Source organism: Aliiroseovarius sp. xm-d-517 (assembly GCF_013283135.1).
GTDB lineage: Bacteria > Pseudomonadota > Alphaproteobacteria > Rhodobacterales > Rhodobacteraceae > Aliiroseovarius > Aliiroseovarius crassostreae.
In genome coordinates this window covers 2,817,816-2,844,658 of sequence record NZ_WBXT01000001.1, presented here as the reverse complement: position 1 = coordinate 2,844,658, position 26,843 = coordinate 2,817,816, and the positions used below count along the sequence as shown (strand labels likewise).

29 protein-coding genes and 1 riboswitch are annotated in these 26,843 nt (G+C 59.6%); of the genes, 11 read left to right on the top strand and 18 right to left on the bottom strand.

Annotation, left to right across the window (positions count from 1 at the left end; genetic code table 11):
* Window positions 1-121: 121 nt before the first annotated feature.
* The 6 genes from XMD517_RS13585 to XMD517_RS13560 all read right to left on the bottom strand — a co-directional run bounded on the left by XMD517_RS13585 (window position 122) and on the right by XMD517_RS13560 (window position 5,086).
* Complete coding sequence (locus XMD517_RS13585) at window positions 122-799, bottom strand: phosphoribosylanthranilate isomerase (protein ID WP_368493345.1); 678 nt, start codon at window positions 797-799, stop codon at window positions 122-124.
* The gene (locus XMD517_RS13580) at window positions 796-1,146 is read right to left on the bottom strand and encodes a LapA family protein (protein ID WP_173484994.1); all 351 of its coding nucleotides are present in this window, start codon (window positions 1,144-1,146) and stop codon (window positions 796-798) included. The genes XMD517_RS13585 and XMD517_RS13580 overlap by 4 nt, the downstream gene beginning before the upstream one ends.
* A gap of 9 nt (window positions 1,147-1,155) precedes the next feature.
* Complete coding sequence (ihfB, locus tag XMD517_RS13575) at window positions 1,156-1,437, bottom strand: integration host factor subunit beta (protein WP_055190201.1); 282 nt, start codon at window positions 1,435-1,437, stop codon at window positions 1,156-1,158.
* 332 nt (window positions 1,438-1,769) lie between these two features.
* Window positions 1,770-3,446 carry a 30S ribosomal protein S1 gene (rpsA, locus tag XMD517_RS13570; protein WP_074963728.1) on the bottom strand — a complete coding sequence of 559 codons (1,677 nt, stop codon included), beginning with the start codon at window positions 3,444-3,446 and terminating at the stop codon, window positions 1,770-1,772.
* A 326-nt stretch (window positions 3,447-3,772) separates the two neighbouring features.
* Window positions 3,773-4,402 carry an NAD(P)H-dependent oxidoreductase gene (locus XMD517_RS13565; protein ID WP_173484993.1) on the bottom strand — a complete coding sequence of 210 codons (630 nt, stop codon included), beginning with the start codon at window positions 4,400-4,402 and terminating at the stop codon, window positions 3,773-3,775.
* A gap of 81 nt (window positions 4,403-4,483) precedes the next feature.
* Window positions 4,484-5,086, bottom strand: coding sequence for a d(CMP) kinase (locus tag XMD517_RS13560; protein ID WP_173484992.1), 603 nt, complete (start codon window positions 5,084-5,086; stop codon window positions 4,484-4,486).
* A 257-nt stretch (window positions 5,087-5,343) separates the two neighbouring features.
* Here XMD517_RS13560 and XMD517_RS13555 point away from each other — a divergent pair, with 257 nt between their 5' ends.
* On the top strand, window positions 5,344-5,775 hold the full coding sequence (locus XMD517_RS13555; protein WP_173484991.1) for a MarR family winged helix-turn-helix transcriptional regulator: 432 nt from the start codon (window positions 5,344-5,346) through the stop codon (window positions 5,773-5,775).
* Window positions 5,772-6,398, top strand: coding sequence for a cysteine hydrolase family protein (locus XMD517_RS13550; protein ID WP_173484990.1), 627 nt, complete (start codon window positions 5,772-5,774; stop codon window positions 6,396-6,398). Before XMD517_RS13555 ends, XMD517_RS13550 begins: the two co-directional genes overlap by 4 nt.
* Window positions 6,399-6,403: 5 nt before the next feature.
* On the opposite strand, the gene XMD517_RS13545 is transcribed toward XMD517_RS13550, so the two are convergent.
* From XMD517_RS13545 to miaB, 11 genes are all read right to left on the bottom strand, one after another.
* Window positions 6,404-6,808, bottom strand: a complete 405-nt coding sequence (locus XMD517_RS13545) for a GFA family protein (RefSeq protein ID WP_173484989.1) — start codon at window positions 6,806-6,808, stop codon at window positions 6,404-6,406.
* On the bottom strand, window positions 6,805-8,169 hold the full coding sequence (gene aroA, locus XMD517_RS13540) for a 3-phosphoshikimate 1-carboxyvinyltransferase (RefSeq protein WP_173484988.1): 1,365 nt from the start codon (window positions 8,167-8,169) through the stop codon (window positions 6,805-6,807). The genes XMD517_RS13545 and aroA overlap by 4 nt, the downstream gene beginning before the upstream one ends.
* A 411-nt stretch (window positions 8,170-8,580) precedes the next feature.
* Complete coding sequence (gene trmB, locus XMD517_RS13535; RefSeq protein WP_173484987.1) at window positions 8,581-9,297, bottom strand: tRNA (guanosine(46)-N7)-methyltransferase TrmB; 717 nt, start codon at window positions 9,295-9,297, stop codon at window positions 8,581-8,583.
* 95 nt (window positions 9,298-9,392) lie between these two features.
* Window positions 9,393-10,559: a methionine adenosyltransferase gene (gene metK / locus XMD517_RS13530; protein ID WP_173484986.1), complete on the bottom strand. Its 1,167-nt coding sequence runs from the start codon at window positions 10,557-10,559 to the stop codon at window positions 9,393-9,395.
* A 6-nt stretch (window positions 10,560-10,565) separates the two neighbouring features.
* A riboswitch (SAM-SAH riboswitch) is annotated at window positions 10,566-10,615 on the bottom strand.
* Between the two features lie 34 nt (window positions 10,616-10,649).
* Window positions 10,650-12,155 (bottom strand): apolipoprotein N-acyltransferase, encoded by a 1,506-nt coding sequence (lnt, locus tag XMD517_RS13525; RefSeq protein WP_173484985.1) that lies wholly within the window; start codon window positions 12,153-12,155, stop codon window positions 10,650-10,652.
* Window positions 12,156-12,166: 11 nt separating this feature from the next.
* Window positions 12,167-13,081, bottom strand: coding sequence for a hemolysin family protein (locus XMD517_RS13520; RefSeq protein WP_173488061.1), 915 nt, complete (start codon window positions 13,079-13,081; stop codon window positions 12,167-12,169).
* Window positions 13,082-13,172: 91 nt separating this feature from the next.
* Window positions 13,173-13,673 (bottom strand): rRNA maturation RNase YbeY, encoded by a 501-nt coding sequence (gene ybeY, locus XMD517_RS13515; protein ID WP_173484984.1) that lies wholly within the window; start codon window positions 13,671-13,673, stop codon window positions 13,173-13,175.
* Window positions 13,674-13,710: 37 nt separating this feature from the next.
* The gene (locus tag XMD517_RS13510) at window positions 13,711-14,757 is read right to left on the bottom strand and encodes a PhoH family protein (RefSeq protein ID WP_173484983.1); all 1,047 of its coding nucleotides are present in this window, start codon (window positions 14,755-14,757) and stop codon (window positions 13,711-13,713) included.
* A 166-nt stretch (window positions 14,758-14,923) separates the two neighbouring features.
* Window positions 14,924-15,286, bottom strand: coding sequence for a hypothetical protein (locus XMD517_RS13505; RefSeq protein WP_173484982.1), 363 nt, complete (start codon window positions 15,284-15,286; stop codon window positions 14,924-14,926).
* Complete coding sequence (locus XMD517_RS13500) at window positions 15,283-15,822, bottom strand: OmpA family protein (protein WP_173484981.1); 540 nt, start codon at window positions 15,820-15,822, stop codon at window positions 15,283-15,285. The genes XMD517_RS13505 and XMD517_RS13500 overlap by 4 nt, the downstream gene beginning before the upstream one ends.
* 286 nt (window positions 15,823-16,108) lie before the next feature.
* Window positions 16,109-17,446, bottom strand: coding sequence for a tRNA (N6-isopentenyl adenosine(37)-C2)-methylthiotransferase MiaB (gene miaB, locus XMD517_RS13495; RefSeq protein ID WP_173484980.1), 1,338 nt, complete (start codon window positions 17,444-17,446; stop codon window positions 16,109-16,111).
* Between the two features lie 279 nt (window positions 17,447-17,725).
* On the opposite strand from miaB, the gene XMD517_RS13490 reads away from it, so the two are divergent.
* Together XMD517_RS13490 and XMD517_RS13485 are read left to right on the top strand one after the other, a co-directional pair.
* Window positions 17,726-18,595 (top strand): hypothetical protein, encoded by an 870-nt coding sequence (locus XMD517_RS13490; protein WP_173484979.1) that lies wholly within the window; start codon window positions 17,726-17,728, stop codon window positions 18,593-18,595.
* A 149-nt stretch (window positions 18,596-18,744) separates the two neighbouring features.
* A complete protein-coding gene (locus tag XMD517_RS13485; RefSeq protein WP_055190227.1) occupies window positions 18,745-19,173 on the top strand; it encodes a peptidylprolyl isomerase in 429 nt (142 codons plus the stop codon).
* A gap of 234 nt (window positions 19,174-19,407) precedes the next feature.
* Here XMD517_RS13485 and irr read toward each other — a convergent pair whose 3' ends face one another.
* A complete protein-coding gene (gene irr / locus XMD517_RS13480; protein ID WP_173484978.1) occupies window positions 19,408-19,824 on the bottom strand; it encodes a Fur family transcriptional regulator Irr in 417 nt (138 codons plus the stop codon).
* Between the two features lie 203 nt (window positions 19,825-20,027).
* On the opposite strand from irr, the gene fabA reads away from it, so the two are divergent.
* The 7 genes from fabA (at window position 20,028) to pcaD (ending at window position 26,769) form a co-directional block, all read left to right on the top strand.
* Entirely contained in the window at window positions 20,028-20,537 is a 510-nt protein-coding gene (fabA, locus tag XMD517_RS13475; protein WP_173485582.1) for a bifunctional 3-hydroxydecanoyl-ACP dehydratase/trans-2-decenoyl-ACP isomerase, read from the top strand.
* A 60-nt stretch (window positions 20,538-20,597) separates the two neighbouring features.
* Complete coding sequence (gene fabB, locus XMD517_RS13470) at window positions 20,598-21,827, top strand: beta-ketoacyl-ACP synthase I (RefSeq protein WP_173484977.1); 1,230 nt, start codon at window positions 20,598-20,600, stop codon at window positions 21,825-21,827.
* A 78-nt stretch (window positions 21,828-21,905) separates the two neighbouring features.
* Complete coding sequence (locus XMD517_RS13465) at window positions 21,906-22,694, top strand: enoyl-ACP reductase (protein ID WP_173484976.1); 789 nt, start codon at window positions 21,906-21,908, stop codon at window positions 22,692-22,694.
* 262 nt (window positions 22,695-22,956) lie between these two features.
* Window positions 22,957-23,796 carry an alpha/beta fold hydrolase gene (locus tag XMD517_RS13460; RefSeq protein WP_173484975.1) on the top strand — a complete coding sequence of 280 codons (840 nt, stop codon included), beginning with the start codon at window positions 22,957-22,959 and terminating at the stop codon, window positions 23,794-23,796.
* Window positions 23,793-24,773, top strand: coding sequence for a threonine/serine dehydratase (locus XMD517_RS13455; protein ID WP_173484974.1), 981 nt, complete (start codon window positions 23,793-23,795; stop codon window positions 24,771-24,773). The genes XMD517_RS13460 and XMD517_RS13455 overlap by 4 nt, the downstream gene beginning before the upstream one ends.
* Entirely contained in the window at window positions 24,770-25,966 is a 1,197-nt protein-coding gene (locus XMD517_RS13450; RefSeq protein ID WP_173488053.1) for an endonuclease/exonuclease/phosphatase family protein, read from the top strand. Before XMD517_RS13455 ends, XMD517_RS13450 begins: the two co-directional genes overlap by 4 nt.
* Window positions 25,963-26,769, top strand: a complete 807-nt coding sequence (gene pcaD / locus XMD517_RS13445) for a 3-oxoadipate enol-lactonase (protein WP_173488052.1) — start codon at window positions 25,963-25,965, stop codon at window positions 26,767-26,769. Before XMD517_RS13450 ends, pcaD begins: the two co-directional genes overlap by 4 nt.
* The last annotated feature ends 74 nt before the right edge of the window (window positions 26,770-26,843 follow it).

Below are 26,843 nucleotides of genomic sequence, written 5' to 3'. Positions count from 1 at the left end.
CGTCACGGCGAGTCAGTTCCAGTGGTTTTTGATGGCGGGCAAGGCCAAAAAGGGGCTCTGCCCCTCGGCCCCACTCTTCGAGCGGTTCCTCACCCCGGAGTTTTTGGCCAAGAAGAAAGGGTCAGGCGAAGGAGCCTGTCGCGTTTCGGACAAAGGCGCGCATCAGATCAGGGTCCTTCACACCAGGCGCGCTTTCCACCCCCGAGGCCACATCCACCTGTTTGGCGCCGGTCAGGCGCATGGCCTCAGCGACATTGTCAGGGTTGAGGCCACCGGCGAGCATCCATGGGCAGGGCCAGTATTTCCGTTGCACCAGGCGCCAGTCGAAGCTGATCCCGTTCCCACCCGGCAGGTCCGCCCCTTTTGGAGCCTTGGCATCGATCAGCAACTGGTCGGCGACGGGGGCATAGCGGTCGATCTCACCCACGTCTTCCGGTCCGGCAATTCCGATTGCTTTCATCACCGGCAGCCCGAACCGTGCCTTGACCTCGGCCACCCGCTCGGGTGTCTCAGACCCATGCAGCTGTAGGATCTCGGTGGTGGTGCCATCGACAATTTGCGCGATGTCATCATCGGTCATGTTCACCACAAGCGCCACCTTGGCCACGCCGATGGGCATATCGAGCATGAGGGATGCAGCCTGGTCGATGCTGACGGAACGCGGGCTTTTTCGGAAGAAATTAAAGCCAATATAACGGGCACCGGCCGCGCAGGCGGCCTGCACGGTTTCGGGCGTTTTCAGTCCGCAAATTTTCACGGCGGCGTCAGGTTTTCCGCCCGGAAGGACAAATCTGCTCACTTGGCCTCTTCCAGAAGCGCGATAATATCGTCACCGGGTTTTGCCTTGGGATCCTTGAGCTTTTTCACTTCACGGATCAGGGCATCGCGTTCCTTACGGGTCCGTTTGCCAGCGGCACGAAACTTATGTTCGCGCAGATATTCCCAGACAAACCCAATCATGACCCCGGCGATAATGCCCAGGAAGATCACGATAAACAGTGGCAGGGTGATCGACCAGCTGAACCCGAGGAAGCCGGACAGCTCGGCTGGCAGCAGGTGAAGGGTGACCATGCCACGGTTTGCCATGGCGATTGTTACCAGGCAAACCGCGAGGGCCGCCAGAAACAGGTAACGGATATACCGCATATTGACCTCTTATTTGCCGTTCAGACGGTCACGCAGGAGCTTGCCTGTCTTGAAGAAGGGGACATGTTTCTCTTCAACCTGAACAGATTCTCCGGTGCGTGGATTCCGTCCGATACGAGCATCTCTTTTCTTGACGGAGAATGCGCCAAAGCCGCGCAGTTCAACCCGGTCCCCACGTGCCATAGCCTCGACGATTTCGTCAAAAATCGTATTGACGATGCGTTCGACATCCCGCTGATAAAGATGCGGATTTTCATCCGCGATTTTCTGGATCAGTTCCGACCGGATCATGAATATCCCCCCAAAAAGTGCTTTTGGCGCGAGGCTGGGCTTCGCGCCGCTTTGTTGTTCCAACTATAGGAGCAAAGGGATTGTTGATAAACAAGCCCTTAGAGGGTCCGTCGGCAATTTTCCGGCAAAAAACCGGTCCATGGGGCGGTTTGCCCACCTCAAACGCGGAAATGAACGGGATTTGCATCTGTCTGACGGGGTGGGTTTGCAGCGGCTTTCCGGTCAAATACATGATTCGGAACCAGAAGTTCCCCCCGGTGACCACGATAGGTGCAAAAGAAAACGGCCCCGCATGAGCGAGGCCGTTTCAAGATCTTTCGAGAGACTAAGGATTAGTCTTTCTTCAGGGCTGCGCCCAGAATGTCGCCGAGCGAAGCGCCGGAGTCGGACGAACCATACTGTTCCACGGCCTCTTTCTCTTCTGCGATTTCGCGGGCTTTGATCGACAGGCCCAGGCGGCGCGATTTGCTGTCCACGTTGGTCACGCGAACGTCCATCTTGTCGCCGACATTGAAACGCTCGGGGCGCTGTTCGGCACGGTCACGCGACAGGTCGGAGCGGCGGATGAAGGATTTCATGCCTTCGTATTCCACTTCGATGCCACCATCTTCGATGGCGGTCACTTCGACGGTGATGATCGAACCGCGCTTCACGCCACCAATGGCTTCGGCGAAGGGGTCACCTTCCAGGGCTTTGATCGACAGCGAGATACGCTCTTTGTCGGTGTCAACTTCCGAAACAACAGCCTTGACGATGTCGCCCTTCTTGAAGTTCTGGATCGCGTCTTCGCCACGCTCGTCCCACGAGATGTCCGACAGGTGAACCATGCCGTCGATTTCGCCGTCGAGGCCGATGAACAGACCGAATTCGGTGATGTTCTTGACTTCGCCTTCCACTTCGGTGCCGGCCGGATGGGTTTCGGCAAACACTTCCCACGGGTTGCGCATGGTCTGCTTGAGACCCAGCGACACGCGGCGTTTAGCTGAGTCAATTTCCAGAACCATGACTTCAACCTCTTGCGAGGTGGACACGATTTTGCCCGGGTGGACGTTTTTCTTGGTCCAGGACATTTCCGACACGTGGACCAGACCTTCAACGCCAGCTTCCAGCTCAACAAATGCACCGTAATCGGTGATGTTGGTCACGCGACCGGTGTGAACCGACTCGAGCGGGTATTTGGCAGCCACCAGATCCCACGGATCGTCCTGCAGTTGCTTCATGCCCAGCGAGATGCGGTGGGTCTCTTTGTTGATCTTGATGACCTGAACCTTGATGGTTTCGCCGATCGTCAGGATCTCGGACGGGTGGTTCACACGGCGCCATGCCATGTCGGTGACGTGCAGCAGGCCGTCAACGCCGCCCAGGTCAACGAACGCACCGTATTCGGTGATGTTCTTGACAACACCTTCCACGGCCTGACCTTCGGACAGGTTGCCGATGACTTCTGCGCGCTGTTCGGCACGGCTTTCTTCCAGGATGGCGCGGCGCGACACAACGATGTTGCCACGGCGACGGTCCATTTTCAGGATCTGGAACGGCTGTTTCAGACCCATCAGCGGGCCTGCGTCACGCACGGGGCGCACGTCAACTTGCGAACCGGGCAGGAAGGCCACGGCGCCGCCGAGATCAACGGTGAAGCCACCTTTGACGCGACCGAAGATTGCACCTTCAACACGTGCATCGTCGGCATAGGCTTTTTCCAGGCGATCCCAGGCTTCTTCACGGCGGGCCATCTCGCGCGAGATGACGGCTTCGCCGCGGGCGTTTTCAGCCGCGCGCAGGTAGACTTCCACTTCGTCGCCTTCGGCGATTTCCGGGGCTTCACCAGGATTTGCGAATTCTTTGATGTCGACGCGGCCTTCCATTTTGTAGCCTACGTCGATGATGGCCTGGCCGTTCTCGATGGCGATGACCTTGCCTTTGACAACCGAACCCTCTTCGGGGGTGTCCATTTCGAAGCTTTCGTTCAGGAGGGCTTCGAATTCCTCCATCGTGGTTTTAGCGCACATATGCGTTTTATTCCTTTACAAGTCGCTTTTCGGGCCGTGCGGTTGGCTCCGCAGGTCTTGGATTTTCCAATTTGGTCAACAGGTTAGCCGCAAAACAAAGAGGGCCGGCACATCCGACCCTGCTCGTCTTTCCCTGTATCGCGGTGTTTTCACCTTGTCGACAGGGCGTCTTTAGGCGGATTCTGTCAATAAAGCAAGGGGCAAGAGCCTTCTATTCACCGCCCACCCTTGATCCGCAACCGCATCGACACGTCGCCAGATGACAGCCGACACCGGGCATGCAGGGCGCAGCCGGTTTCGCCACGCCCCACCTCTCAATCCCGGCCTCAGTCGATCCGGGTGAACAGTTGCGCCTGGGGCTTACGCACCTTTTTCAGTGGCGCAAGCCAGTCCTGTTCCGCGTGCCGGTAGCCCAGAGGCAGCAACAGAACCGAACGCAAACCGCGCTCTTTCAAGCCTAGGATGTCATCCACTTCCTCAGGCGTAAACCCTTCCATCGGCGTGCAATCCACCTCAAGCTCCGCCGCAGCGGCAAGGGCAAACCCCAACGCAATATAGGCCTGACGCGCGGCGTGATCGTGGTTCACCCCCGCCTCACGCGGCAGATAAGCCCCCTTCAGATTGTCGTAATACTGGGTCAGCAACGGGTTGCCGCCTCCGCGCTCTTCTTCCATCTGCGACACCACCGCATCAATGCGATCCGCCGAGTAATTATCCCAGGCGGCAAAAACAAGAAGATGTGACCCTTCGGTGATTTGTGCCTGATTCCATGCATGAGGCTGGATCTGCGCACGGATCTCTGGGTTGGTGATGACGAAAACCTCAAACGGCTGGGTGCCGGAGGAGGTAGGGGCAAGGCGGATGGCCTCAAGGATCTTATTGACCTTCTCTTCGGGCACCGACCGGGTCGGGTCCATTTTTTTGGTCGCGTAGCGCCAGTTCAGTTTTTCGAGCATGGGGATTGTCCTGTCATCAACGGGTGAAGACCGGACAGCTAGGCATTTGACTTTGAGGATCAAGGGGGAGGCCGGGCTGACCTAACGGCAGGCTTCAATCAGCGCAACCGCCCGGGCCACCGCGTCGTCGATCGACAGATCGGACGTGTCGATCAGCACCGCGTCCTTTGCGGGTTTCAACGGGGCCTCTGCCCGCTCGCTGTCGCGTTTATCGCGCACGATCACATCGGCAAGAACCTGTTCGCGCGTATCTGGCAGGCCTTTTGCGTTCAATTCCAAAAACCGCCGCTCGGCCCGCACCTCGGCGCTTGCGGTGACAAAAAGCTTCACATCTGCCTCCGGGCAAATCACCGTGCCAATATCGCGCCCATCCAGAACCGCGCCGCCGTCTTGCAGGGCAAAGTCGCGTTGAAACGCAACCAGCGCCGCCCGCACATCCGCCAGCACCGCAACCCGGCTGGCCGCCTGCGCCACCTCTGGGGTGCGCAGATCCCCCATCATATCCGCCGGTGTCAGTTGCTTGGCAGCAACCACGGGATCCCCCCCGGCCAGCACCTTGGCCCCAACCGCGCGATAAAGCAGCCCGGTGTCGAGATGGGCAAAACCGAAATGCGTGGCAACCGCCTTGGAGATCGTGCCTTTACCTGCGGCAGCGGGGCCATCGATGGCAACTGTGAATGACATGGCATCTCCTTCCTAAAGCGTTTCGCCTTACTATTGAGACACAATAATGAGGCGAAACGCTCGAAACCTACTGATGTTGCGGGCGTTTCGAAATCAACTTGTGTCTCACGTTCATCTCGAAACGCTTTAAAGCGTTCCGACACCTACGGTCGCCGGGCAAACCGAAACCTTTCTGCTGCCCTTCCATCGCAAATCGCGGGGGGGAAGGGAAGCCTCCTTATTGACAACATACATGTCAATTTGGCATGTATATTGTCATGATAGATACCCTCAGATCTCTCCTCTGGCTGACACGCCCGATCATGCAACGGGTCGAAGCGCAGGTTGAGCATGGCCTGACTGGAACCGGCCTGACCGTGCGGATGCGCGCCGTGCTTGAGATCCTGCACCATCATGGCCCCCTGCCCGTGCCCGACCTCGCGCGTCTGTTGGAAATCCAGCGCCAATATGTGCAGGTGATGGTCAATGACACCATAAAGGCCGGCCTGACCGAGAAATCCCCCAATCCCCGCCATGCCCGCTCGCCCCTTATCAGACTGACCCCGAAGGGAAAGGACTGCATCCGCATGATTTTGGAGCGGGAGGCAAGGATCCTCGATCTGGTCTCTGACGGGCTGTCACCTGATGAGGTGGCCATCGCGCTCAGGGTGCTGCGCCACTGCCATGCAAAACTGGAGAAACAGATATGATTGCCTTGTGGACCAGCCTTGCCCTTCTTGCTGCCAGTGTGATCTGGGCCGCATTGGTCTATCGTCACATCAGCCATGTCAGCCAGGGCGACAAGATCCCCGAACGGTCAGGAACGGCCCTGCTTCTGGTGGATCTGCAAGAGGATTTCTGGAACAGCGGGCAATATGATGAGGCAGACAAAACCCAGGCCACGCAGGCCATTCGTGCCGCCGTCACCCGCGCAAATTCTGAAGATCATCCCGTGATCACCCTTCGCCAGGAATGGAGCACCCCCTCAACCCGCGCCTTTGCGCGTATCTTCATGAAAGGTCAGGGGCTTGCCGGACAACCCGGTGCCGAACTGGCCAACCCCTTTGTCGGTATGGGGGAATACGAGGTGATCAAGCGCGTTCAGGACGGGTTTGAAACCGGCGCTCTGGACACGCTGCTTGATCAGCTGGACATCGGCCATGTTCAGATTGCTGGGCTGGATGCAGCTTTTTGCGTCAACAAGACCGCACAGGCCGCCCTTGCCCGCGGCTATAAGGTCACCTTGCTGCAAGACGGAACTCTCGGCGCGCTGCCGAAAGCAACCGAAAAAGCGTTCGAGACCTTGAAAAACGCCGGGGCGGAGGTGATCTGACCCCGTCAGACCTCTGTCAGCGCCGGATCCCACTTGTCCGATTTCGGAAGGTCGTCGCTGATCTCATAGTAATCCCCCTTGTCGGCGCAATAGATATGCGCCGCCATCCTGAGGTCAGGCGCACCGTCCAGCGTTCCCGCAAAGATCGAGATCCGCTCCCCACCGCCATCCCAAAACAGGTTCGACCCGCAGGTGGGGCAAAACCCGCGCGACGCCGTTTCCGAAGAAGCAAACCACTTAACTGTCCCGCCAACAGCCAGATCTTCGCGCCGAGCGGCTGTGGCCGCGACGTGATGGCCCGAGGTCTTTCGACACTGGTGGCAATGGCAGGCGATAACCGAACGCAAGGGGCCGTTCACCACATATTGCACAGCCTCGCACAGACAACCGCCTTTGGCCGTCCGGGTCATTTATTGTCCCGCGTCAGCTGTGCCCCCAGTTTGGCCATCAGGCCTTCAAATACCGGGAAGCTGGTTGCGATCGGGCCGCCATCATCCAGATGCACTGGCTTCTGGGTCGCCATCCCAAGGCAGGCAAAACTCATCGCGATCCGGTGGTCAAGCACGGTTGCAACCGTTGCCCCACCGGGAACCCCGCCTCCGTTTTCAGCCGGGCCAAGCCCGTCGACCGACCACCAGTCCTCACCTTCCTCAACCGTGACGCCATTGGCGCGCAACCCTTTGGCCATCGCATCAATCCGGTCACTTTCCTTGACGCGCAGTTCATGCACGCCCGGCATTTCGGTCTTGCCGGTCGCGAAAGACGCAACGACAGACAGGATCGGGTATTCGTCGATCATGCTGGCCGCACGTTCCGGCGGCACAACGATCCCCTTCATGTTGGGCGAAAACTTCGCGCGCAGATCCGCAACCGGTTCTCCGCCCTCTTCACGTGGGTTCTCAAACACCAGATCCGCGCCCATATCCTGCAACGTATAGAACAGGCCCGCCCGTGTCGGGTTAAGGCCGATATTTGGCACAAGCACATCCGACCCCGGCACGATCAGCGCCGCACAGACCGGAAATGCCGCCGAAGACGGGTCGCGTGGCACCACAATGGTCTGCGGCTTCAGCTCGGGCTGCCCCTTGAGGGTGATCACATGCCCCTCTTCGGTGTCTTCCACAGTAATCTCGGCCCCGAACCCGGCCAGCATCCGTTCCGTATGATCACGGGTGGCTTCCTTCTCGATCACCACGGTTTCACCTGGCGCATTCAGACCCGCCAGCAAGACGGCCGATTTCACCTGCGCGGATGCCATTGGCGTTGTATAGCGCACCGGCACCGGATCGGTCGCTCCGATCACAGTCATCGGCAGACGCCCCCCCTCCCGGCCATAGGATTGCGCCCCAAACAGCGCAATCGGGTCCGTCACCCGCCCCATCGGACGCGAACGCAGTGATGCGTCCCCGGTAAAGGTTGCGGTGACACCGGTTGAAGCCATCGCCCCCATGATCAGCCGCACGCCTGTGCCCGCATTACCGCAATCAATCACGTCCTCAGGTTCGGCAAACCCGCCAACGCCAACACCGTTGACGCGCCACTCCCCTTCACCAAGCCGCTCTACATCCGCTCCAAAGGCTTTCATCGCGCTGGCCGTCCCCAGCACGTCCTCCCCCTCCAGAAGACCGGTGATGTGGGTCTCCCCCACGGCCATCGCCCCCAAAATCAGGGAACGGTGGCTGATGGATTTGTCACCCGGAACATGGGCTTCGCCTGTCAGCGGGCCACATTTTCGTGACGTCATGGGAATAGCAGGGCCATGGCCGGACATATGTATTCTCCTCCTGAAGCGTTTCGAAACCCATCACAGGGATTGCCGAAAACACCCACAGCGTTGCAGCGCCCCACACCAACCTTCTTCAGGTTCTCGGAAACGCGTCGTGTTCAAGATCTGATAGCGCACCCATTCAGGAGTTTCCAGCAGGGAGTTCCCTCAGATAGGGTTCACAATTTTCTGGTCGGAAATATCCTGAGGTGAATTGCCCACGAAGGGGGCAAGAGGAGCAAAGCTCCTGACAGGCTCATCGCAGATGAGCCACCGCCGCTGCGCGGCCCGAGGCACAGGCCGAGGGCGCTGGTCCGTAAGCACAAAGCCCCATCAGGGGCGCTGCCCCTCGCCTCTTCGAGGCTCACCCCGAGGTATTTTCGGCAAGAAAAAGAGCGCGTCTGGTCGGAGACGACCTCAGATCCGGCGGAAGGTCAGGTAATGCGGCGTGCGGCCTTCACGAAGGGCCTTTTGTTCATAACGGGTTGAGATCCAGTCGCTCCACGGATTGCGCCAATCCGACGGGCCTTCGCCGAGCCACTCGAACCCCGCTTTCGGCACCTCTTCCAGCGTCTGGCGCACGTAATCGGGAATGTCGGTGGCCACCCGGAACTCAGCACCGGGTTTGAGCACTTTATGGAAGGGTTCCAGATATTCCGGCGTCACGAAGCGGCGGCGATGGTGCCTTTTTTTCGGCCAGGGATCCGGGTAGAGCAGGAAGGCTTTGCTGATCGACTGCTCTGGCAACACATCAAACAGGTCGCGCACATCGCCGGGATGCACCGCAACATTGTCGCATTTCGCGTCACGTATCTTGCCCAGCAGCATGGCCACGCCATTGATATAGGGTTCGCAGCCGATGATGCCGACATCAGGGTTGTTCGCTGCCTGATGCACCATATGTTCGCCACCGCCAAATCCGGTTTCAAGCCAGACAGGCCTGTCCCCAAACAGGGATTTCAGGTCGATGGGCGCGCGATCGGGGTTCACATCCCAGTCCACGGCACCGGGGCTGAGGGCGGCCAGATCCTCATCCAGATAGCCTTGCTGGCTATCCCGAAGGTGCTTGCCCTTCAGGCGCCCATAGAAGTTGCGCCACGGGGCGCCCGATTGGTGATGTGTCTTTTCCGTCATGGCCGCGCCTGTCGCATGAAGTCCTGCCTGCGTCAAGGCCGCATAAGAAAAGCCCGCCGGGAAAGGCGGGCTTTCAAATACGTCATCTGCCGCGCTCAGAGCGCGTTTTTCAGCGTATCCACCAGGTCCGTTCGTTCCCAGCTAAAGCCACCGTCATCAGAGGGTGCACGGCCAAAATGCCCATAGGCAGCGGTGCGCTGGTAGATCGGTTTGTTCAGCCCCAGATGTTCACGAATGCCGCGTGGGGTCAGATCCATGGCCTCCATCACGGCCTTTTCGATGGCGCTTTCGTCCACCTCACCCGTGCGATGGGTGTCGACCAGGATCGACAGCGGGCGCGCCACGCCAATGGCGTAGGAAAGTTGCAGGGTGCAGCGTTTTGCCAGCCCTGCTGCCACGATGTTCTTGGCCAGGTAACGCGACGCATATGCCGCCGAGCGGTCCACTTTTGTCGGATCTTTGCCCGAGAAAGCGCCACCGCCATGGGGTGCCGCACCGCCATAGGTATCCACGATGATCTTGCGCCCGGTCAAACCAGCGTCGCCATCCGGGCCGCCAATCACGAATTTCCCGGTCGGGTTCACGTGCCAGACCGTATTGTCGGTCAGCCAGCCGTCGGGCAGCACGTCACGAATATAGGGCGCAACGGCGTCGCGCACATCATTCGGCGTCATGCTTTCATCCAGGTGCTGGGTAGACAAAACCAGCGAGGTCACCTCGACCGGCAGGTCATTTTCATAGCGCACGGACAATTGCGACTTGCTGTCCGGGCCCATCCAGCTTTCGGTGCCGTTCTTGCGCACCTCTGCCAGACGACGCAGAATCGCGTGGCTGTAGTGCACCGGGGCCGGCATCAGCGCATCGGTCTCAACCGTGGCATATCCAAACATGATGCCCTGGTCACCTGCGCCTTCGTCTTTGTCTTCACTGGCATCCACCCCCTGGGCGATGTCGGCGGACTGGGCATGCAGGTAATTCGAGACCTTCATATTGGCCCAGTGAAACCCTTTCTGCTCATACCCGATGTCTTTGACACAGTCGCGGGCGATGTCTTCCACACGCTCGATCACGCTGGCCGGACCGCGGACTTCGCCGCCGATCACAACACGATCGGTTGTGGCAAAGGTTTCACAGGCCACGCGCGAATGCGGGTCTTCGGCAAGGAAAGCATCCAGCACCGCATCAGAGATACGGTCACAGACCTTGTCGGGATGGCCCTCGGAAACGGATTCCGAAGTGAATACGTGGGATTTGCGGGTCATGAGAAGTGCTCCATTGATACAATCCCCATCACGCCAGGAAGCCGTTGTGACGGGGGGATGCCTGTCCGATACATGCCCCCAGTAAGGAGGTCAAATGCTTTTGCCGCGTCGCCGGGCAACAAAAACACCAAGAGCGACTAGCACGAGCACGGTTAATGGAAGATCACCGTGGCGAGAATAAGGCGTTGCGGCACGCTTTCCGGGAATTTTTGTGTCAATCTTTCCAGACTGACCCAGAGGCAGCGACTGCCCTATTTCACCATAGGCATTGATCACCGCAGAGACCCCGGTATTGGCCACACGGATCACCGGCAAGCCAAATTCGATTGCCCGGAATCGCGCCTGCACCAGATGCTGCTGCGGGCCTGAGAAATTGCCAAACCACGCGTCGTTTGTGGCATGCAAAATCCAGTCGGCCCGCTCGGGGGCGGCGCGCAGATCCTGGGGGAAAACCGCCTCATAGCAGATCAGAGGCAGAACCTTTCCCGCCTTCCCCAGATCGACCACTTCTGCGCCCTGCCCCGCAGAATAGCCCCGTCCAAGTTGGGCCGCAAAGGCGGTCACGCCGAGCCCCGCCAGTTGATCCCCGAAAGGAACATATTCGCCAAAAGGCACAAGATGATGCTTGTCATAAACCGGGGTCAGCTTTCCCTCAGGGCTGGCCAGCGCAAGGCTGTTGAAAAACCGCACCCCCTCCCCTCGCTGGGCACCGAAGAGGATAGGAGCCCCCTGCCCGGCCTTAGCCATGGCCTTCCCCAATCCGCCTGTATCCCCCAACCGGTAGGGCACAGCGGTTTCGGGCCAGAGGACCAGATCGGGGCGCGCGCCGTTTTTTGCAGGAGCACGGGTCAGTTCCAGCTGACGCAGGACAAAACCCTGCGCATAACGCGGATCCCATTTCTGATGCTGCGGTGCGTTGGGCTGCACCAGCCGCAAAAAGGTTTCCTGATCCGGCAGAGGCGGTTTCGGCAGCGCCATCGCAAAGGTGAAAACCAGAGCAGATAGCGCGGCAAGGGCCGCAAATATTCGGTAAGAGCGCATCTGGGCTGCACGGGCCACGCCAGCAGAAACAAGGAAGGACAGCGCCGACAGGCCATAAACCCCAACCCCTTCTGCAATCTGGGCCAGTGGTGTGTCGATCCAGGCAAGCCCCGGCCCGCCCCAGGGAAAGCCTGTCAGAACATAGCCACGCAACAGCTCGGCCCCGGTCAGCGCTGCGGCCAGCGCCATCCAGCGGGTCTGAACCGTGCGGGCCCCAAAGGCCAATCCGGCGGCAAGGCTCCAAAAAAGAGCAAGCCCCCCAGCTAGCCCGAACACGGCAAAGGGGGCCATCCAGGCATGGCGGGCCGCATCCACGAAAAACGGCTCAACCAGCCAGTTCAAGGTGGCGGCAAAATAGCCAAGCCCCAAAAGCCATCCCCGCAACGCCGCCTGTTTTGCACTGGCGGCGCGCAACACGTAAAACAGCCCCGCGCTCAATCCGCCCAGCATAGCCCACCAAAGACCAAATGGCGCCTGCCCCAGGGCGGCAACCGCCCCGGACAAAACGGGCACGAGGGGGACGCGGGTCACCACGGATTGCAGCGCCTTGCGCATTTCGCCCCGGATCAGCCTGGCAGACCGGTGGGGATCCGCACCCGCAGGCGCTTGATCCGACGTGGATCGGCATCCACCACTTCAAATTCCGGGCCGGCAGGATGCTGGATGACTTCACCGCGTGTCGGCACGTGGCCGGAAAGCAGAAAGACCAGCCCCCCCAGAGTGTCGATCTCCTCATCTTCCTGATCATCATGCAAAGGCACGTCAATTTCGGCCTCGAACTCCTCCAGCGGTGCTTTCGCCTCAACCAGATAACAACCCGGCTTTTCCTCGGACCAGAGGGCGGTTTCCTCGGTGTCATGTTCGTCTTCGATTTCGCCCACAACCTGTTCGATCAGATCCTCGATGGTGAGCAATCCATCCACACCGCCATATTCGTCGATCACCAGCGCCATGTGGATCCGTTCGGTTTGCATTTTTTGCAACAGCACCCCGATCGGCATCGAAGGCGGCGCATACAGCAACGGGCGCAGCTGCGCCTTCAGATCATAGCTGTCCTGCCCTGTCGCCCCGTTGAAGCCATGGTTGAGGGCAAAATCCTTGAGGTGCACAAGACCAATCGGCGTGTCCAGCGTTCCTTCGAAGACCGGCAGGCGGGTCAGCCCGCTGTCGCGAAACACTTCCACCAGCTCGGATTTGTCGATATCCACCGGGACGGAAACAATTTCAGATTTCGGGATCGCCACATCCTCGACCCGCATCCGGCGCAGATTGACCATCCCCGGCACGGTAAGCTGCGGGGCGCCATTGACCGGCGTTGTGGCTTGCACCGGCGCTTCTCTGGCTTCGTCCGACGGGCTGAGCGCCCCGAACACCCGGCTGAAAAACCCGGATCTGGCAGATCGAGGCTCAGCCCCTTCCGATCCGTCTTTGTCCTGCGCGCTTTGCGCTGCGTTAGAAGAGCCGTCCTGGCCCTCATCCATGTGACTTTCGCCCATTTGACCTTTTCCGTTGTCGCGGGGAAACCGCGTTTCAACCTCGGCGCTCCACGCTCAGGCGCGGAGCGACAGTGTTTCACTCATTCATATATGGATCTGAAATGCCCATCTTGCCAAGAATTTCAACCTCCAGCCCCTCCATAAGAGCGGCATCTTTGTCGAGAATGTGATCATAACCCAACAAATGTAGCGTCGCATGCACCATAAGATGGGTCACATGGGTTGAAAATTCCTTACCCTGCTCCGCTGCTTCGCGCGCGCAGGTTTCATAGGAAATGGCAATATCCCCCAACTCAAGCGGCGCACCGGGAAAGTCGGGTTCCGGCGGCAAAGGGTGCTCACCCGGCTCCTCTGCCGCCCGCTCCTCAGACGGCCAGGACAACACATTTGTCGGCTGCCCCTTGGCGCGAAACTCGGCATTCAACTCTGCAATGCGGGCGTCGTCGCAGGCCAGAACCGCAACCTCCGCATCCGCGACATCCAGATGCCCAAGCGTCTCTTCGCAAGCGCGTTGGGCCAACGCCTCCAGCCCCGCCTCTTCCCAGCGGGGATCTTCAAAAACGATATCGACGTCCATCTCTTTTTTCTTGTCTCAAATATCCCGGGGAGTCCGCTCAGGGAGCGGACGGGGCAGCGCCCCCTGCCTCGGTGGCCCGACGCGCCTGTTCACGTTCACTTGCCGCGTCATAGGCCTCAATGATCTTGGCCACAAGCGGATGACGCACCACGTCTTTTGAGGTGAAATAGTTGAACGAGATCCGGTCAATGCCGCCAAGAAGCCGTTCCGCATCCCGCAGCCCTGACTGCACACCGCGCGGAAGGTCAACTTGGCTGCGGTCGCCGGTAATCACCATGCGCGACCCTTCACCCAGGCGGGTCAGGAACATCTTCATCTGCATGGTGGTCGCGTTCTGCGCCTCATCAAGCACCACAAAGGCATTTGACAATGTGCGCCCCCGCATGAAGGCGAGCGGCGCGATTTCAATCCGCTTTTCTTCAATGAGCTTGGCCACCTGCTTACCGGGCAGGAAATCCCCCAGCGCATCATAAAGTGGCTGCATATAAGGATCGACCTTGTCCTTCATGTCGCCGGGCAAAAAGCCCAGGCGCTCGCCCGCTTCCACTGCGGGGCGCGACAGGATGATCTTGTCCACATGACCGCCAAGGAACATGTTCACCCCGACAGCAACCGCCAGATAGGTCTTGCCGGTGCCGGCCGGGCCGATACCAAAGGCCAGCTCGTTTTCAAACAGGTTCTGCACATAGGCTTTCTGCGCTTCGGTGCGGGGTTCAACCGTTTTCTTGCGCGTCTTGATCTCGACGCCGCCACGTTTGAACATCTCCATCTGATCGCCTTCGCGGGTGCCGGTGTCTTCGCCCGACCCTCCCATGCGAATCTCGGCATCAATATCGCCGGGTTCAATCATGCGTCCCGCTTCAAGCCGCTGGTAAAGCGCGCTCAGCACTTCGCCCGCCTTGTCGCGCGCTTCCCCCAATACAACAAGATGATTTCCGCGTCGGATGATCTGCACCCCAAGGTGGCTTTCGATCTGGGTCAGGTTGCGATCGAACTCTCCACACAGATCAATCAGCAGCCGATTGTCCGGGAAATCCAGCAACACCTCATGCTCGTGTTCAACGGCGGGGGGGGCTGCGGTCATGTTTTCAAATCCCAAGACGGTCTCCGTTAGCGTGTGTCCTACCTGAAAGTGTGCCGAGAGCCGGGCAAGAGTGCAAGCCCTCTCACGCATTCTTCATGAACCTGACACAAAAAGGCCGCCGGAAACCCGACGGCCTTTCTTTTTGCAAATTCTACAACCATTCCGGTCAATTGCCATTGCTCGGCACATAGTCCCGGATGCCCGGGCTATCGGATTGATATTGCCCAATCACAGTGCCCGGCGGGTATTTCTTGTTACAGATCGGCAGACCGGACTTCGGATCGAAACGACGCCCGGAATACCCCTCAACCCCGTCATCAATCATCCAGCCCTGACACCCGTCCGGATCATAAACGATGGCGGCATGGCCGTCAGCAATCGACACCTTGTCGCTACCGCGGTCCTGACTGGTTGCGATAATTGCGTTTGGATTGCCGTTATATTGCTGCAGCCCATCGCCCCCCACACAACCGGACAGCACCAGAACAACAGCCCCCATCACCAGCGGAAAAGAAGATTTCACCATCATTTGTCATCCCACGTATAGCATACCACTTCGACGCGGCGGTTTTTCTGCATATTGGCGGCAGAGGTATTGGGCACAAGCGGCTGACGTTCGCCAAACCCGATCTCACGCTCAACCACGGCCCCGACCGAGCGGGCAACCTTGGCCACGGCGGCGGCGCGACGCTTGGACAGGCGCATGTTGTAGCTGTCCGATGCGCGGCTGTCGGTGTGGCCGTAAATGCCATATCCAAAGGCGTCCGACGAAGAGAAAAACTGCTCCAGACGCTTACGGCCCGAGCTCGTCAGACGTGCGCTGTCGGTTGCAAAGAGCGTATCGGTATTTTCCACCAGGCACGTGTTCTTGGCCAGACAGACGGGTTTGCCGGTTTTCGGATCCACCCGGTCAAGCATGTAGCCCTCAAGCCCACCATCAGCCCACCAATGCATGCAGCCATCATGATCGACCCAGACACCCCAGTTCACGCTGCCATAGACCGGCGGCGCAGATTGAGCCAGCGAAGGTGCGGCACCCAGACCCAGCGTCACCGCTGAGGCCATGGCGGCACCTGTAAAAATTTTTCGAAGAAACGTCACCACTATCCCTCTTCCATTTAACAGATTGGCATGGCAACGCGGGTCAGACACAGGCGCGCCCCCTCAAAAAGCACAAAACGACCTGCAAACCATACGAAGCGGACAGCCAAATTTACTCCCTATTAGAGGGGATTTTAGCAAATTTTGTGTTTACAACAAAGGGGTTTCCCCAAGGTATTGTGTTTCTTTTCAACACAATACCCGAAAGCCAGCCGAACTGTTGCTTTTTGAACCCTAAACCGGCCGCGATCTAGTCAACCAGCTCACCCGCCAGGGAATTGGCACCGCTCTCGGTGATTCTCACGCGACGCAGGTCACCAACACCCACGTCTCCTTTGACATGCACCGCATGAAGATAGTCGGATTTGCCCACCATCTGCCCGTCAAATCGACCCTGCTTCTCGAACAGAACGCCCACTTCACGGCCGACCATACCATCCTGCACGTCGCGCTGCTGTTCGGTGATCAGAGCCTGCAAGCGATACAGCCGTTCCGATGCAACATCATCGTCCACCAGTGCCCGCTCCGCAGCCGGCGTGCCGGGGCGGGTTGAGTATTTGAAGCTGAAAGCCTGACCGTATTTCACTTCGCGGATCAGCGCCATCGTATCTTCGAAATCCTGATCATCCTCCTCCGGGAAACCGACAATAAAGTCACCGGAGATCAGGATATCGGGACGTGCCGCCCGGATCCGTTCGATCAGACGCAGATAGCTTTCGGCGGTGTGGCTGCGGTTCATCCGCTTGAGGATTTTGTCAGACCCCGATTGCACCGGCAGATGCAGGTAAGGCATCAGTTTCCGACATTCCCCATGGGCGGCAATCAGGTCCTCTTCCATGTCGTTGGGATGTGACGTGGTAAAACGGATCCGCTCCAGCCCGTCCACGTCATTCAATGCCCAGATCAGGCGCGCCAGCGACCAGTCGCCATCCGGCCCCTGACCGTGATACGCATTCACATTCTGGCCCAGAAGGGTAATTTCGCGCACGCCACGTTCGACCAATTCATTGGCCTCGCGCAGGATCCGCTCCACCGGGCGGCTGACCTCGGCCCCACGGGTATAGGGCACCACGCAGAAGGCACAGAACTTGTCACAGCCTTCCTGCACGGTCAGGAACGCCGCCGGATTGCGCCGGGCCTTGGTGCCGCGCAGCTTGGGCAGGTGTTCAAACTTGTCCTCTTCCGGGAACTCGGTATCGAGCGCCTTTTCCCCTTTGGCCACCTGCTCCATCATCGCAGGCAGGCGGTGATAGGTCTGCGGGCCAACCACCAGATCCACGAGCGGCTGGCGGCGCATGATTTCTTCCCCTTCGGCCTGGGCAACACAGCCCGCCACACCGATCTTCAGATCCGGCTTTTCCGCTTTCAGCCCCTTGAAGCGGCCCAGCTCGGAATACACTTTCTCGGCGGCCTTTTCGCGGATGTGGCAGGTGTTGAGCAGGATCATATCCGCATCATCCGCACTGTCCGTCTGCACATAGCCATCCGCGCCCAGCGCCTCGGCCATGCGTTCGCTGTCATAGACATTCATCTGGCAGCCATAGGTGCGGATGAAGAGTTTCTTCGGATCGGTTTTCTGGTCGGACATGATGGCGTTCCCGATGGGTCTGGCTGGCGTGATGTTGGATCATCGCCGGGGTCAAGGCGCTCTCCTACACAAAAGCGCCCCGCGCTGCAACGCCCAGCGCGCTCACGATCGTACCCTTCCCATCCCCACGCCCCGCCGCTTGCCCCGTCGCAAGACCCACCCCCTCAACACGCCCCCTTGCAAATACCCGCAATTTCGTGATTTTTTAACCGGGCGCCCCCAGACTGTGCGTCAGGTGGCCGACCGGGAGCCTTTCTGGGAGCCTTTGGGGAGCCTTTGATGCGTTACGCCAATTTGAACGAGTTCTTGACCTCTACCCCTGCGGCCCTGGCCAAAGGGCCTGTCGGCATGATCTTTGTTGAAGATCTGGTCGAAGTGGAAAGCACCATTCGCCATCACCATCTGGCCGGCTTCAAATCGCTTCTTGTGTTTGCACCTACGCAACTGAGCCTGCCACCCAGCCTGTCCGACCTGATCCACCGGATCGATTTCGACATTTCGCGCGATAATGCCATGGTGGATGCCGTGAACGCAGTGATCAAATCTGCGCCGGGGATCTGGCTCTATTATTGCTTCAATGCCGAATACCTGTTTCACCCGTTCTGTGAAACCCGCACGATCGGTGAATTGCTGTCCTTCCAGACAGAAGAACGGCGCAGTTCGGTCCTGACCTATGTCGTTGACCTCTATGCGGATGATCTGGAAACCTATCCCGACGCGGTCTCTCTGGAACATGCCTGGCTGGACAGATCCGGCTATTACGCGCTTGGTCGCCCGGATCCGGACAATGAGGGCCACCCCAAGGAACGGCAACTGGATTTCTTTGGCGGGCTGCGCTGGCGGTTTGAAGAGCATATCCCCGCACCCCGCCGAAAGATTGACCGAATTGCCCTGTTTCGCGCCAAACCGGGGCTTACCATGCGCGCAGATCACACCTTCAACGATGAAGAATACAACACCTACGCCTGCCCGTGGCACAACAACATCACCACCGCGATCGCCAGTTTCCGCACTGCGAAAGCCTTGAAATCCAATCCGGGCTCGACCTTCGATATCGAAACTTTCAAATGGCACAACTCCACCGAGTTTGACTGGTCCTCCCAGCAGCTTTTGGATCTGGGGCTGATGGAACCGGGGCAGTGGTTCTGACGCGACGACCCGTTTCGAAAGAGACCCATTTCCGCGCAGGTGGTTTACTTTGCAGCCCATTTGTTTAGGGTTGCCCCCTCATCTTGAGCACCCGTTGCGAAACACGTAAGGGCCTCATCCATTCATCCCCCCGACATCAAGAGGTTTTCATGACGGAAGTCACATCCGGCGCACAGGTCGCCATTCATTATACCGGCACATTGGAAGACGGATCTGTCTTTGACAGCTCCGAAGGGCGGGACCCGCTGTCATTTACCGTGGGATCCGGCATGATCATTCCCGGTCTCGACAAGGCCCTGCCTGGCATGACGGTTGGCGAGAAGAAAAAAGTCACCATCGCCCCGGAAGAAGCCTATGGCCCGCGCCACGATCAGGCTGTCATGGATGTGCCGCGCTCGGATATCCCGGCCGAGATTCCGCTGGAGGTTGGGCTGCAATTGCAAATGTCCGGTCCGCAGGGGCAACCGATCCCGGTGACCGTCACCGCCCTGACCGAGGAGAGCGTCACGCTGGACGCCAACCACGCGCTGGCGGGCAAAACCCTGATCTTCGATTTTGAACTTGTATCCATCGGCTGATACACGCCCTGATCTTGCCCCTCTGCACGACCTGAAAAAGGTATCGGCAAAGGGGGGCAGGCGCTCGGTGGCTCACGTCGTGAGCCTTTTGAGGGGCTCTGCCCCTCGCCGCACCCGCGGCTCACCCCGGGATATTTCTGACCAGAAAATGAGATAAGCGGCCACGCCGAGCCCTATAGGCAGGCAAACACGTTACAGGCGGCGCGGTGCGTGACTGTGTGTGGTGTTGAATGCTCAGCTGCGGCGCAGCCGGATGACCACATCAACCTTGCTGATTTCAGCCCCTTTCGGCGCGTCTGGCAGGCTGGCGATTTTCAGGTCCTGAGCCGGTGCATCCATCAGCTCTTCCGTGTCTTCCCAGAAGAAATGAGGGTGGTTTGACACGTTGGTGTCAAAATAGCTACGCGCACCGTTTACGGTGATTTCGCGCAGAAGTCCTGCTTCCGAAAAGACCCGGAGCGTATTGTAGACGGTCGCAAGGGACACTTTCTCACCGCTCTCGCGAGACGCCTCATAAAGGCTTTCTGCGGTGACGTGGCGATGCTCTCCGTCGCCCACCAGAAGATTGGCAAGAGACAGGCGTTGCCGCGTCGGGCGCAGGCCAGCACTGGCCAGCCAGATTTCTTCAAGAGGGGATGCTGTGACGTTCATGACTCGGATCCGTTTCGTGGACCGTAATATAAGGGGGCTTTGCGCGGGTTTCCATGTTTTTTTACATGTGCATTATAAACGCCCTGTAAATGTCCGCCCTGGGCCCCGGTTTTCTGGGGCTTGCATGCGCCCTGCCCTTGCGTCCGCCTTGGCGCGGGTGATAGAGGAGAGGGGATGAAATGACACAAGATATGGGGCGGCTGATGGCGGACTATCCGACAAGCTTTGACAAGGAAGATCTATTGAAATGCGCACGCGGAGAGCTGTTTGGCCCCGGCAATGCGCAGCTTCCGGCACCGCCCATGCTGATGATGGACCGGATCACCGAGATTTCCGGCGACGGTGGGGCGCATGGCAAAGGCCACGTTCTGGCCGAGTTCGACATCACCCCGGACCTTTGGTTTTTTGACTGCCACTTCCCCGGCAACCCAATCATGCCCGGCTGCCTTGGCCTTGACGGTCTGTGGCAGCTGACCGGCTTCAACCTGGGCTGGCGCGGCTGGCAGGGGCGTGGCTATGCGCTGGGGGTCGGCGAGGTGAAGCTGACCGGCATGGTGCGCCCGGATCGCAAGATGCTGACCTACAAGATCGACTTTACCAAGGCGATCCAGACCCGTCGCCTGACCATGGGTGTGGCTGACGGGATCGTCGAAGCCGATGGCGAGGTGATCTATCAGGTCAAAGACATGAAAGTGGCTCTTTCAGAGAGCTGACCCCAATACCCTGCCCCGATGACCTTTGCGTGGTGTCGGGGCAATCAGAGGAGTGCGCATATGCGTCGTGTAGTCGTCACCGGTCTGGGCATCGTCTCGGCCATCGGGAACAATGCCGAAGAGGTTCTGGCCTCGCTGAAAGCCGGGAAATCCGGCATCACTGCAAATCAGGATATGGTGGAGCACGGGTTCCGCAGCCAGATTGCGGGTATGCCCAATATCGACATCACGGAACATGTGGACAAACGCACGCTGCGCTTCATGGGGCCAGGTGCCGCTTACGCGCATATCGCGATGAGCCAGGCCATCGAAGATGCCGGTCTTGGCGAAGACGACGTGGTGAACCCGCGCACCGGCCTTGTGGCAGGGTCCGGCGGCCCGTCGACCAGCGCGATGTTTGCCGCCCACCAGACCGCGCTGAAATCGGGTGCCACCAAGCGGATCGGGCCGTTTGCGGTTCCGAAATGCATGGGCTCAACCATTTCCGCCAACCTCGCGACCGCGTTCAAGATCAAGGGGATCAACTATTCGATCACCTCGGCCTGTTCGACGTCGCTGCACTGCATCGGCAACGCGGCAGAGCAGATCATGCTGGGCAAACAGGATGTGATGTTCGCTGGCGGCGGTGAGGAACTGGACTGGACGCTTTCGTGTCTGTTTGACGCGATGGGCGCCATGTCGTCCAAGTATAACGACACGCCCGAGAAAGCCTCGCGCGCGTTTGACGCCGACCGCGACGGGTTCGTGATCGGTGGTGGCGGGGCCATTCTGGTGCTGGAAGAGCTTGAGCACGCAAAAGCCCGCGGCGCGAAGATCTATGCGGAAGTGACCGGCTATGGCGCGACCTCGGATGGTCACGACATGGTGGCCCCGTCCGGCGAAGGCGGCGAACGCGCCATGCGTCTGGCCATGGACATGCTGCCTGAGGGGCGCAAAGTTGGCTATATCAACGCCCACGGCACCTCGACCCCGGTTGGCGATGTGGGCGAAGTGGAAGCCGTGCGCCGCGTCTTTGGAGAAGGCTCGACACCGCCGATCAGCTCGACCAAATCCATGACAGGTCACAGCCAGGGCGCCACCGGCGCACAAGAGGCCGTCTACTGCCTCCTGATGCTGAAACATGACTTTATTGCACCGTCGATCAACGTGGAAAATCTGGACCCGGCGATCAATGAGGGCGAGATTGCAACCTCGCTGGTCGAAAACGCTGGTCTGGACAGCGTGATGACCAACAGCTTTGGCTTTGGCGGCACCAATGGCTCGATGATTTTGAGCACGTTCAAGGACTGATTTCAGAACCTGTATTAAGAGGCCCTTCAGATCGCGTGAAATGGCGCGGCAGGGAGGGCCGGATTTAAGGAGCAAGATATGGCGGGATTGATGCAAGGGAAACGGGGCCTCATCATGGGGGTAGCCAACCAGCGGTCGATCGCATGGGGCATTGCGCAGGCGATGGCAAATGAGGGCGCGGAGCTGGCTTTCAGCTATCAGGGCGAGGCCTTTGGGCAGCGCGTGGCGCCGCTGGCCGCCAGCGTCGGGTCCGATCTGCTGGTCGACATGGATGTGACGGATGACGCAGCCCTGGACAAGGGCTTCGACGACCTGTTTTCCAAATGGGACAGCATTGATTTCCTTGTCCATGCGATTGCCTATTCCGACAAGGACGAGCTGACAGGGCGTTTTGTCGACACCTCGCGCGCGAATTTCAAAAACTCGATGGATATCAGCTGTTATTCCCTGATCGAAGTCTCACGTCGTGTTGCCCCCAAAATGACCAATGGCGGCACGATCCTGACGCTGACCTATGGCGGATCGAACCGGGTGACGCCGTTTTACAACGTGATGGGGGTTGCCAAGGCGGCGCTGGAAGCGTCGGTGCGGTATCTTGCCAATGACCTTGGCCCCGATGGCATCCGCGTGAACGCCATCTCGCCCGGTCCTATGAAAACACTGGCGGGTGCGGCCATTGGTGGCGCGCGCAAGACCTTCCGCCACACCGAGGCCAATGCACCGCTGCGCCAGAACGCAACGCTGGAGGCCGTGGGGGGCACCGCAGCTTACCTTGCCTCGGATTACGGCAATTGCACCACGGGTGAGATTATCACCGTGGACAGCGGGTTTCACGTTCTGGGCATGCCGCAGCCGGACAACCTGTGACAACACCCGGACAATGGGTTTGCAAGGCCACCTTCGGGTGGCCTTTTTCTTGCAAGGTGTGAACGGGCCTGCACCTATTATCCCCCCCTGGGGGGCGTCGGGCTTGCGGTGGCCTTGGCTATGCCTCGGCAGGGGCCCTGCCCCTCAGCGCCACTTTGCAAGTGGCCCCTCACCCCGGGATATTTGACGCAAGGGGAGGAGAGGAGTGTGGACCCTTGTCAGGTTCCATGCTTTGGTGCGGCAAAGGTTTCAGGAGGTGGTGATGCAGAGATTTCAGGCGGCGGACGGCGTACAGATAGCCTATCGGGATGAAGGGGACGGCCTGCCGGTCCTGGCGTTGTCAGGACTGACGCGCAATTCAAACGACTTCAACTTTCTCGCCCCGCATCTGAAAGGCATACGCCTGATCCGCATGGATTACCGGGGGCGCGGCCAGTCGGACTGGGCGCCCCACGCGACCTATACCATTCCGCAGGAAGCGCAGGATGCGTTGGGGTTGCTGGATCATTTGGGGATTGAAAAAGCCGCAATTTTGGGCACCTCCCGCGGCGGGTTGATTGCGATGGGTCTGGCAGCAACCGTGCGGGAGCGGTTGTTGGGGGTCTGTCTGAACGATATCGGTCCTGATCTCGACCCAGCGGGGCTGACCTATATCATGTCCTATCTCGGCCGCCGCCCGGCCTGGCGCGCCTTTGGGTCGATTGTCGCCATGCGCAAGGCGGCGATGGAGCAGGCAGGGTTTCACAATGTCCCGGACACGCGTTGGGAAGAGGAGGTTTCCTACCTTTATGAAAACCGCGAAGGGCGCTGGGAAAACCGCTATGATCCGGCGCTGCGCACCGCCGTAGAGGAGGCGGGGGCGCAACCGATGCCCGATCTCTGGCCGCTATATGATTGTTTTGCGGGGCTGCCGCTGGCGCTGATCCACGGCGCAAATTCCGATCTGCTGACAGATGCAACCGTTGCGGAAATGCGCCGCCGCATTCCGGCGCTGCGCTATGCCCATGTGGCGGATCGGGGGCATGTGCCTTTTCTGGACGAGCCGGAAGCGCTGATCGTCATTCAGCACTGGATCAACGACATGAAGGAGCGCGCGGCGTGAGCGTTTCCATTCATGATATCCGCGCAGCCGCCCGCCGCTTGGCCGGTCATGTCCGGCAAACCCCGATCCTGTCCTCACCCGCACTGGATGCCATTGCCGGGCGGCGGGTTCTGGTCAAGGCCGAGAACCTGCAGGAAACCGGAAGCTTCAAGGCCCGCGGTGCTTGGGCGGCCATTTCACAATTATCGGATACTCAAAAAGAGCTGGGCGTGATTGCCTATTCCTCGGGCAACCATGCGCAGGGGGTGGCGCGCGCGGCACGGGCCCACCAATGCCCTGCGGTGATCGTGATGCCCTCGGATGCGCCAACCGCTAAGATCAATGGCACGCGCGCCCTTGGGGCGGAGGTGGTGCTGTATGATCGGGCGCACGAAGACCGCGACGCAATTGGCGCGCAAATCGCGCAGGAACGCGAGCTTACCCTGATCAAGCCCTATGACAACCCGCGCGTCATTGCAGGTCAGGGCACTGTTGGGCTTGAAATCGCCAATGCCGCCCGCCCGCTGGATGCCGCATCGGCCGAGGTGCTGGTGCCGTCAGGTGGCGGGGGATTGCTGGCGGGGATTGCCCTTGCGCTGGAACATGAGGCACCCGGAATGCGGGCGCGCCCGGTCGAACCTGACGGGTTTGACGACATTGCCCGGTCCCTCGCCAGTGGAACGGTTCAGCGCAATACCCAGCTCTCAGGATCCATTTGCGATGCGATCCTGACCCCGGAACCGGGGGCGCTGACATTTCCGATCATTCAACGCCTGTGCGGCCCCGGTCTGGTGGTCCGCGAAGAAGAGTGCCTGCGCGCCATGGCGCTGGCCTTTCACCATCTGAAAATTGTTCTGGAACCGGGCGGGGCCACCGCCCTTGCCGCCGCCCTGTTTCACCCCGGCACGCTTGAGGGGGACTGCGTGTTTATCGTCGCCACGGGCGGCAATGTGGATGTGCCAATCTTTACCCGTGCCCTGGAGTATCTTGACCAATGACCGACTTCACCATCGCCTCGTTCAACGTGAAAAACCTGATCGGAGCGGATCAGGAGTTTTACCGTTTCCTGTCCTACACCCCGGAAGAATACGCGTGGAAACGGGATTGGATGGCCGACCAGATGCTGTCTCTGGACGCAGATATCATCGGCTTTCAGGAAGTGTTCGAAAAGGATGCCCTCTTGGATGTGGTGAAAGAGGCCAACAGGCGGGCGGGCGCGCTGAACGCCGCCACCATCCCGGACCGTTCAAAACGCTATCACCGGAAAGCGATTTTTCGCAGGCTGGAAGTTGATCCCTGGAGCATCGACAATATCGCCTTTGCTCCCAACGCAAATGACGGCGCTCCCGGCGCGCGGCGACCGGGGCTTGCGGTGCTGTCGCGGTTCGGCTTTGTCGGCCAGCCGGAAGTCATTCAGGATCTGGATACCCCGCTGGACGTCCCGTTAGGGGAGGGAGGCGGGATGTTCCGGCTAACCCGCCTGTCCCGCCCGATCCTCAAGGTGCGGATCCCTGTCGGGGAGGGCCAGAACCGGCAGATCCTCACCCTGTTCAACTGCCACCTGAAATCCAAACTGGGTGAGTTTATCCGCCCGGAAGGCGCTGAATTTGCCCCCGAAGCGGACCTCACCGCCTATGATCCCGTATCTCGGGCCCTGGGGGCGGCTCGCTCTGCCATGCGCAGAATGGCCGAAGCCTGGGTGCTGCGCAAACTGGTGGTGGAAGAAATCACAGCCGGCCACCCGGTGGTGGTTCTGGGCGACTTCAATGATGGCGAACACTCGGTCAGCTCTGAAATCATTGCAGGAGAGGTCCCGTTCAAGAACTATGCCTGGATGCTGCGCCATGATGCAAAGACCGCAAATGACCGCTATTCCCGTGACGAAAGCGCCGCCATCACCGACGCGATCGAGAAGGTGCGGCTGCATTCGGCGGAAAAGCTCTTTGTGCGAAAATCCCTGCGCGACATGGTCTATACGGCAAGTTTCGGCGGTGTGTTTGAAAGCATCGACCAGATTTTCCTCAGCCGTGATTTTCACCCGGACAATGATGATCGGATTGCCGACATGACCTATTTCAGCGTGTTGAACGATCATATCACCGATGGCTCTCACCCCGAGGCGCCTTATAACAAGCTCGCGTCGGATCACGGTCAGATCATGGCCCATCTTACGCTGAGAGGTGGCGCATGATCCTGCCAGGAGAGGCCCCCGTTCCGCTTTTCACCACCGACACCGGCCCGCGTGAGGCCCCCGCGCTGGTCTTTGCCCATGCGCTCGGGGCGGATCTGACCATGTGGGACGCGCTGTTGCCGCAGCTTCCAGATGGGCTGCGGGTGATCCGTATGGATATGCGCGGCCATGGACAAAGCCCCTGCCCGCCCGCGGAACAGGGCGATGCCTACCCGATGGGGCATCTGGTCAGGGATGTGGCTGCCACGCTGGATCGGCTGGGGGTGAGGGACTGCACCTTCGTCGGCATTTCGATTGGCGGGATCATCGCGCAGGGGCTGGCGGCGGAACGCAAGGATCTGGTGCGCGCGCTGGTGCTCTCCAACACCGCGGTCAAGATCGGCACCCCCGCCCTGTGGGATGCCCGCATGGAGGAGGTGCGCCGGGGCGGGATTGCCGCCGTGATCGGCCAGAACATGCAGCGCTGGTTTGCCCGAAGCACCCATCGAGACCATCCCGAACTTGTGTTGCGCGCAGCCGAGGTGATGCAGGCCACCCCGCTTGCGGGCTACCTTGGCTGCATGGGGGCGATTGCCGAAACGGATCTTTATGAAAGCACGGCGCGCCTGACCCTGCCCACACTGGTCACAGCGGGCAGCGAAGACGGATCCACCCCCGCAGACCTGGTGCGCGAGCTGGCGGACCTGATCCCCGGCGCAGATTTCAGACTGATCCGCAGATCCGGGCATATGCCACCCATCGAGCAACCCGAAGCCTATGCCAAAGCTCTGGTGGACTTCCTGCATATCACCAAGCATATCTGACCCCACACCGGTCGTGACACCACGTCACGCCCATTTCCCTTGCCCCCTGCCCGCCCCCTTTGCACAGTATTGAA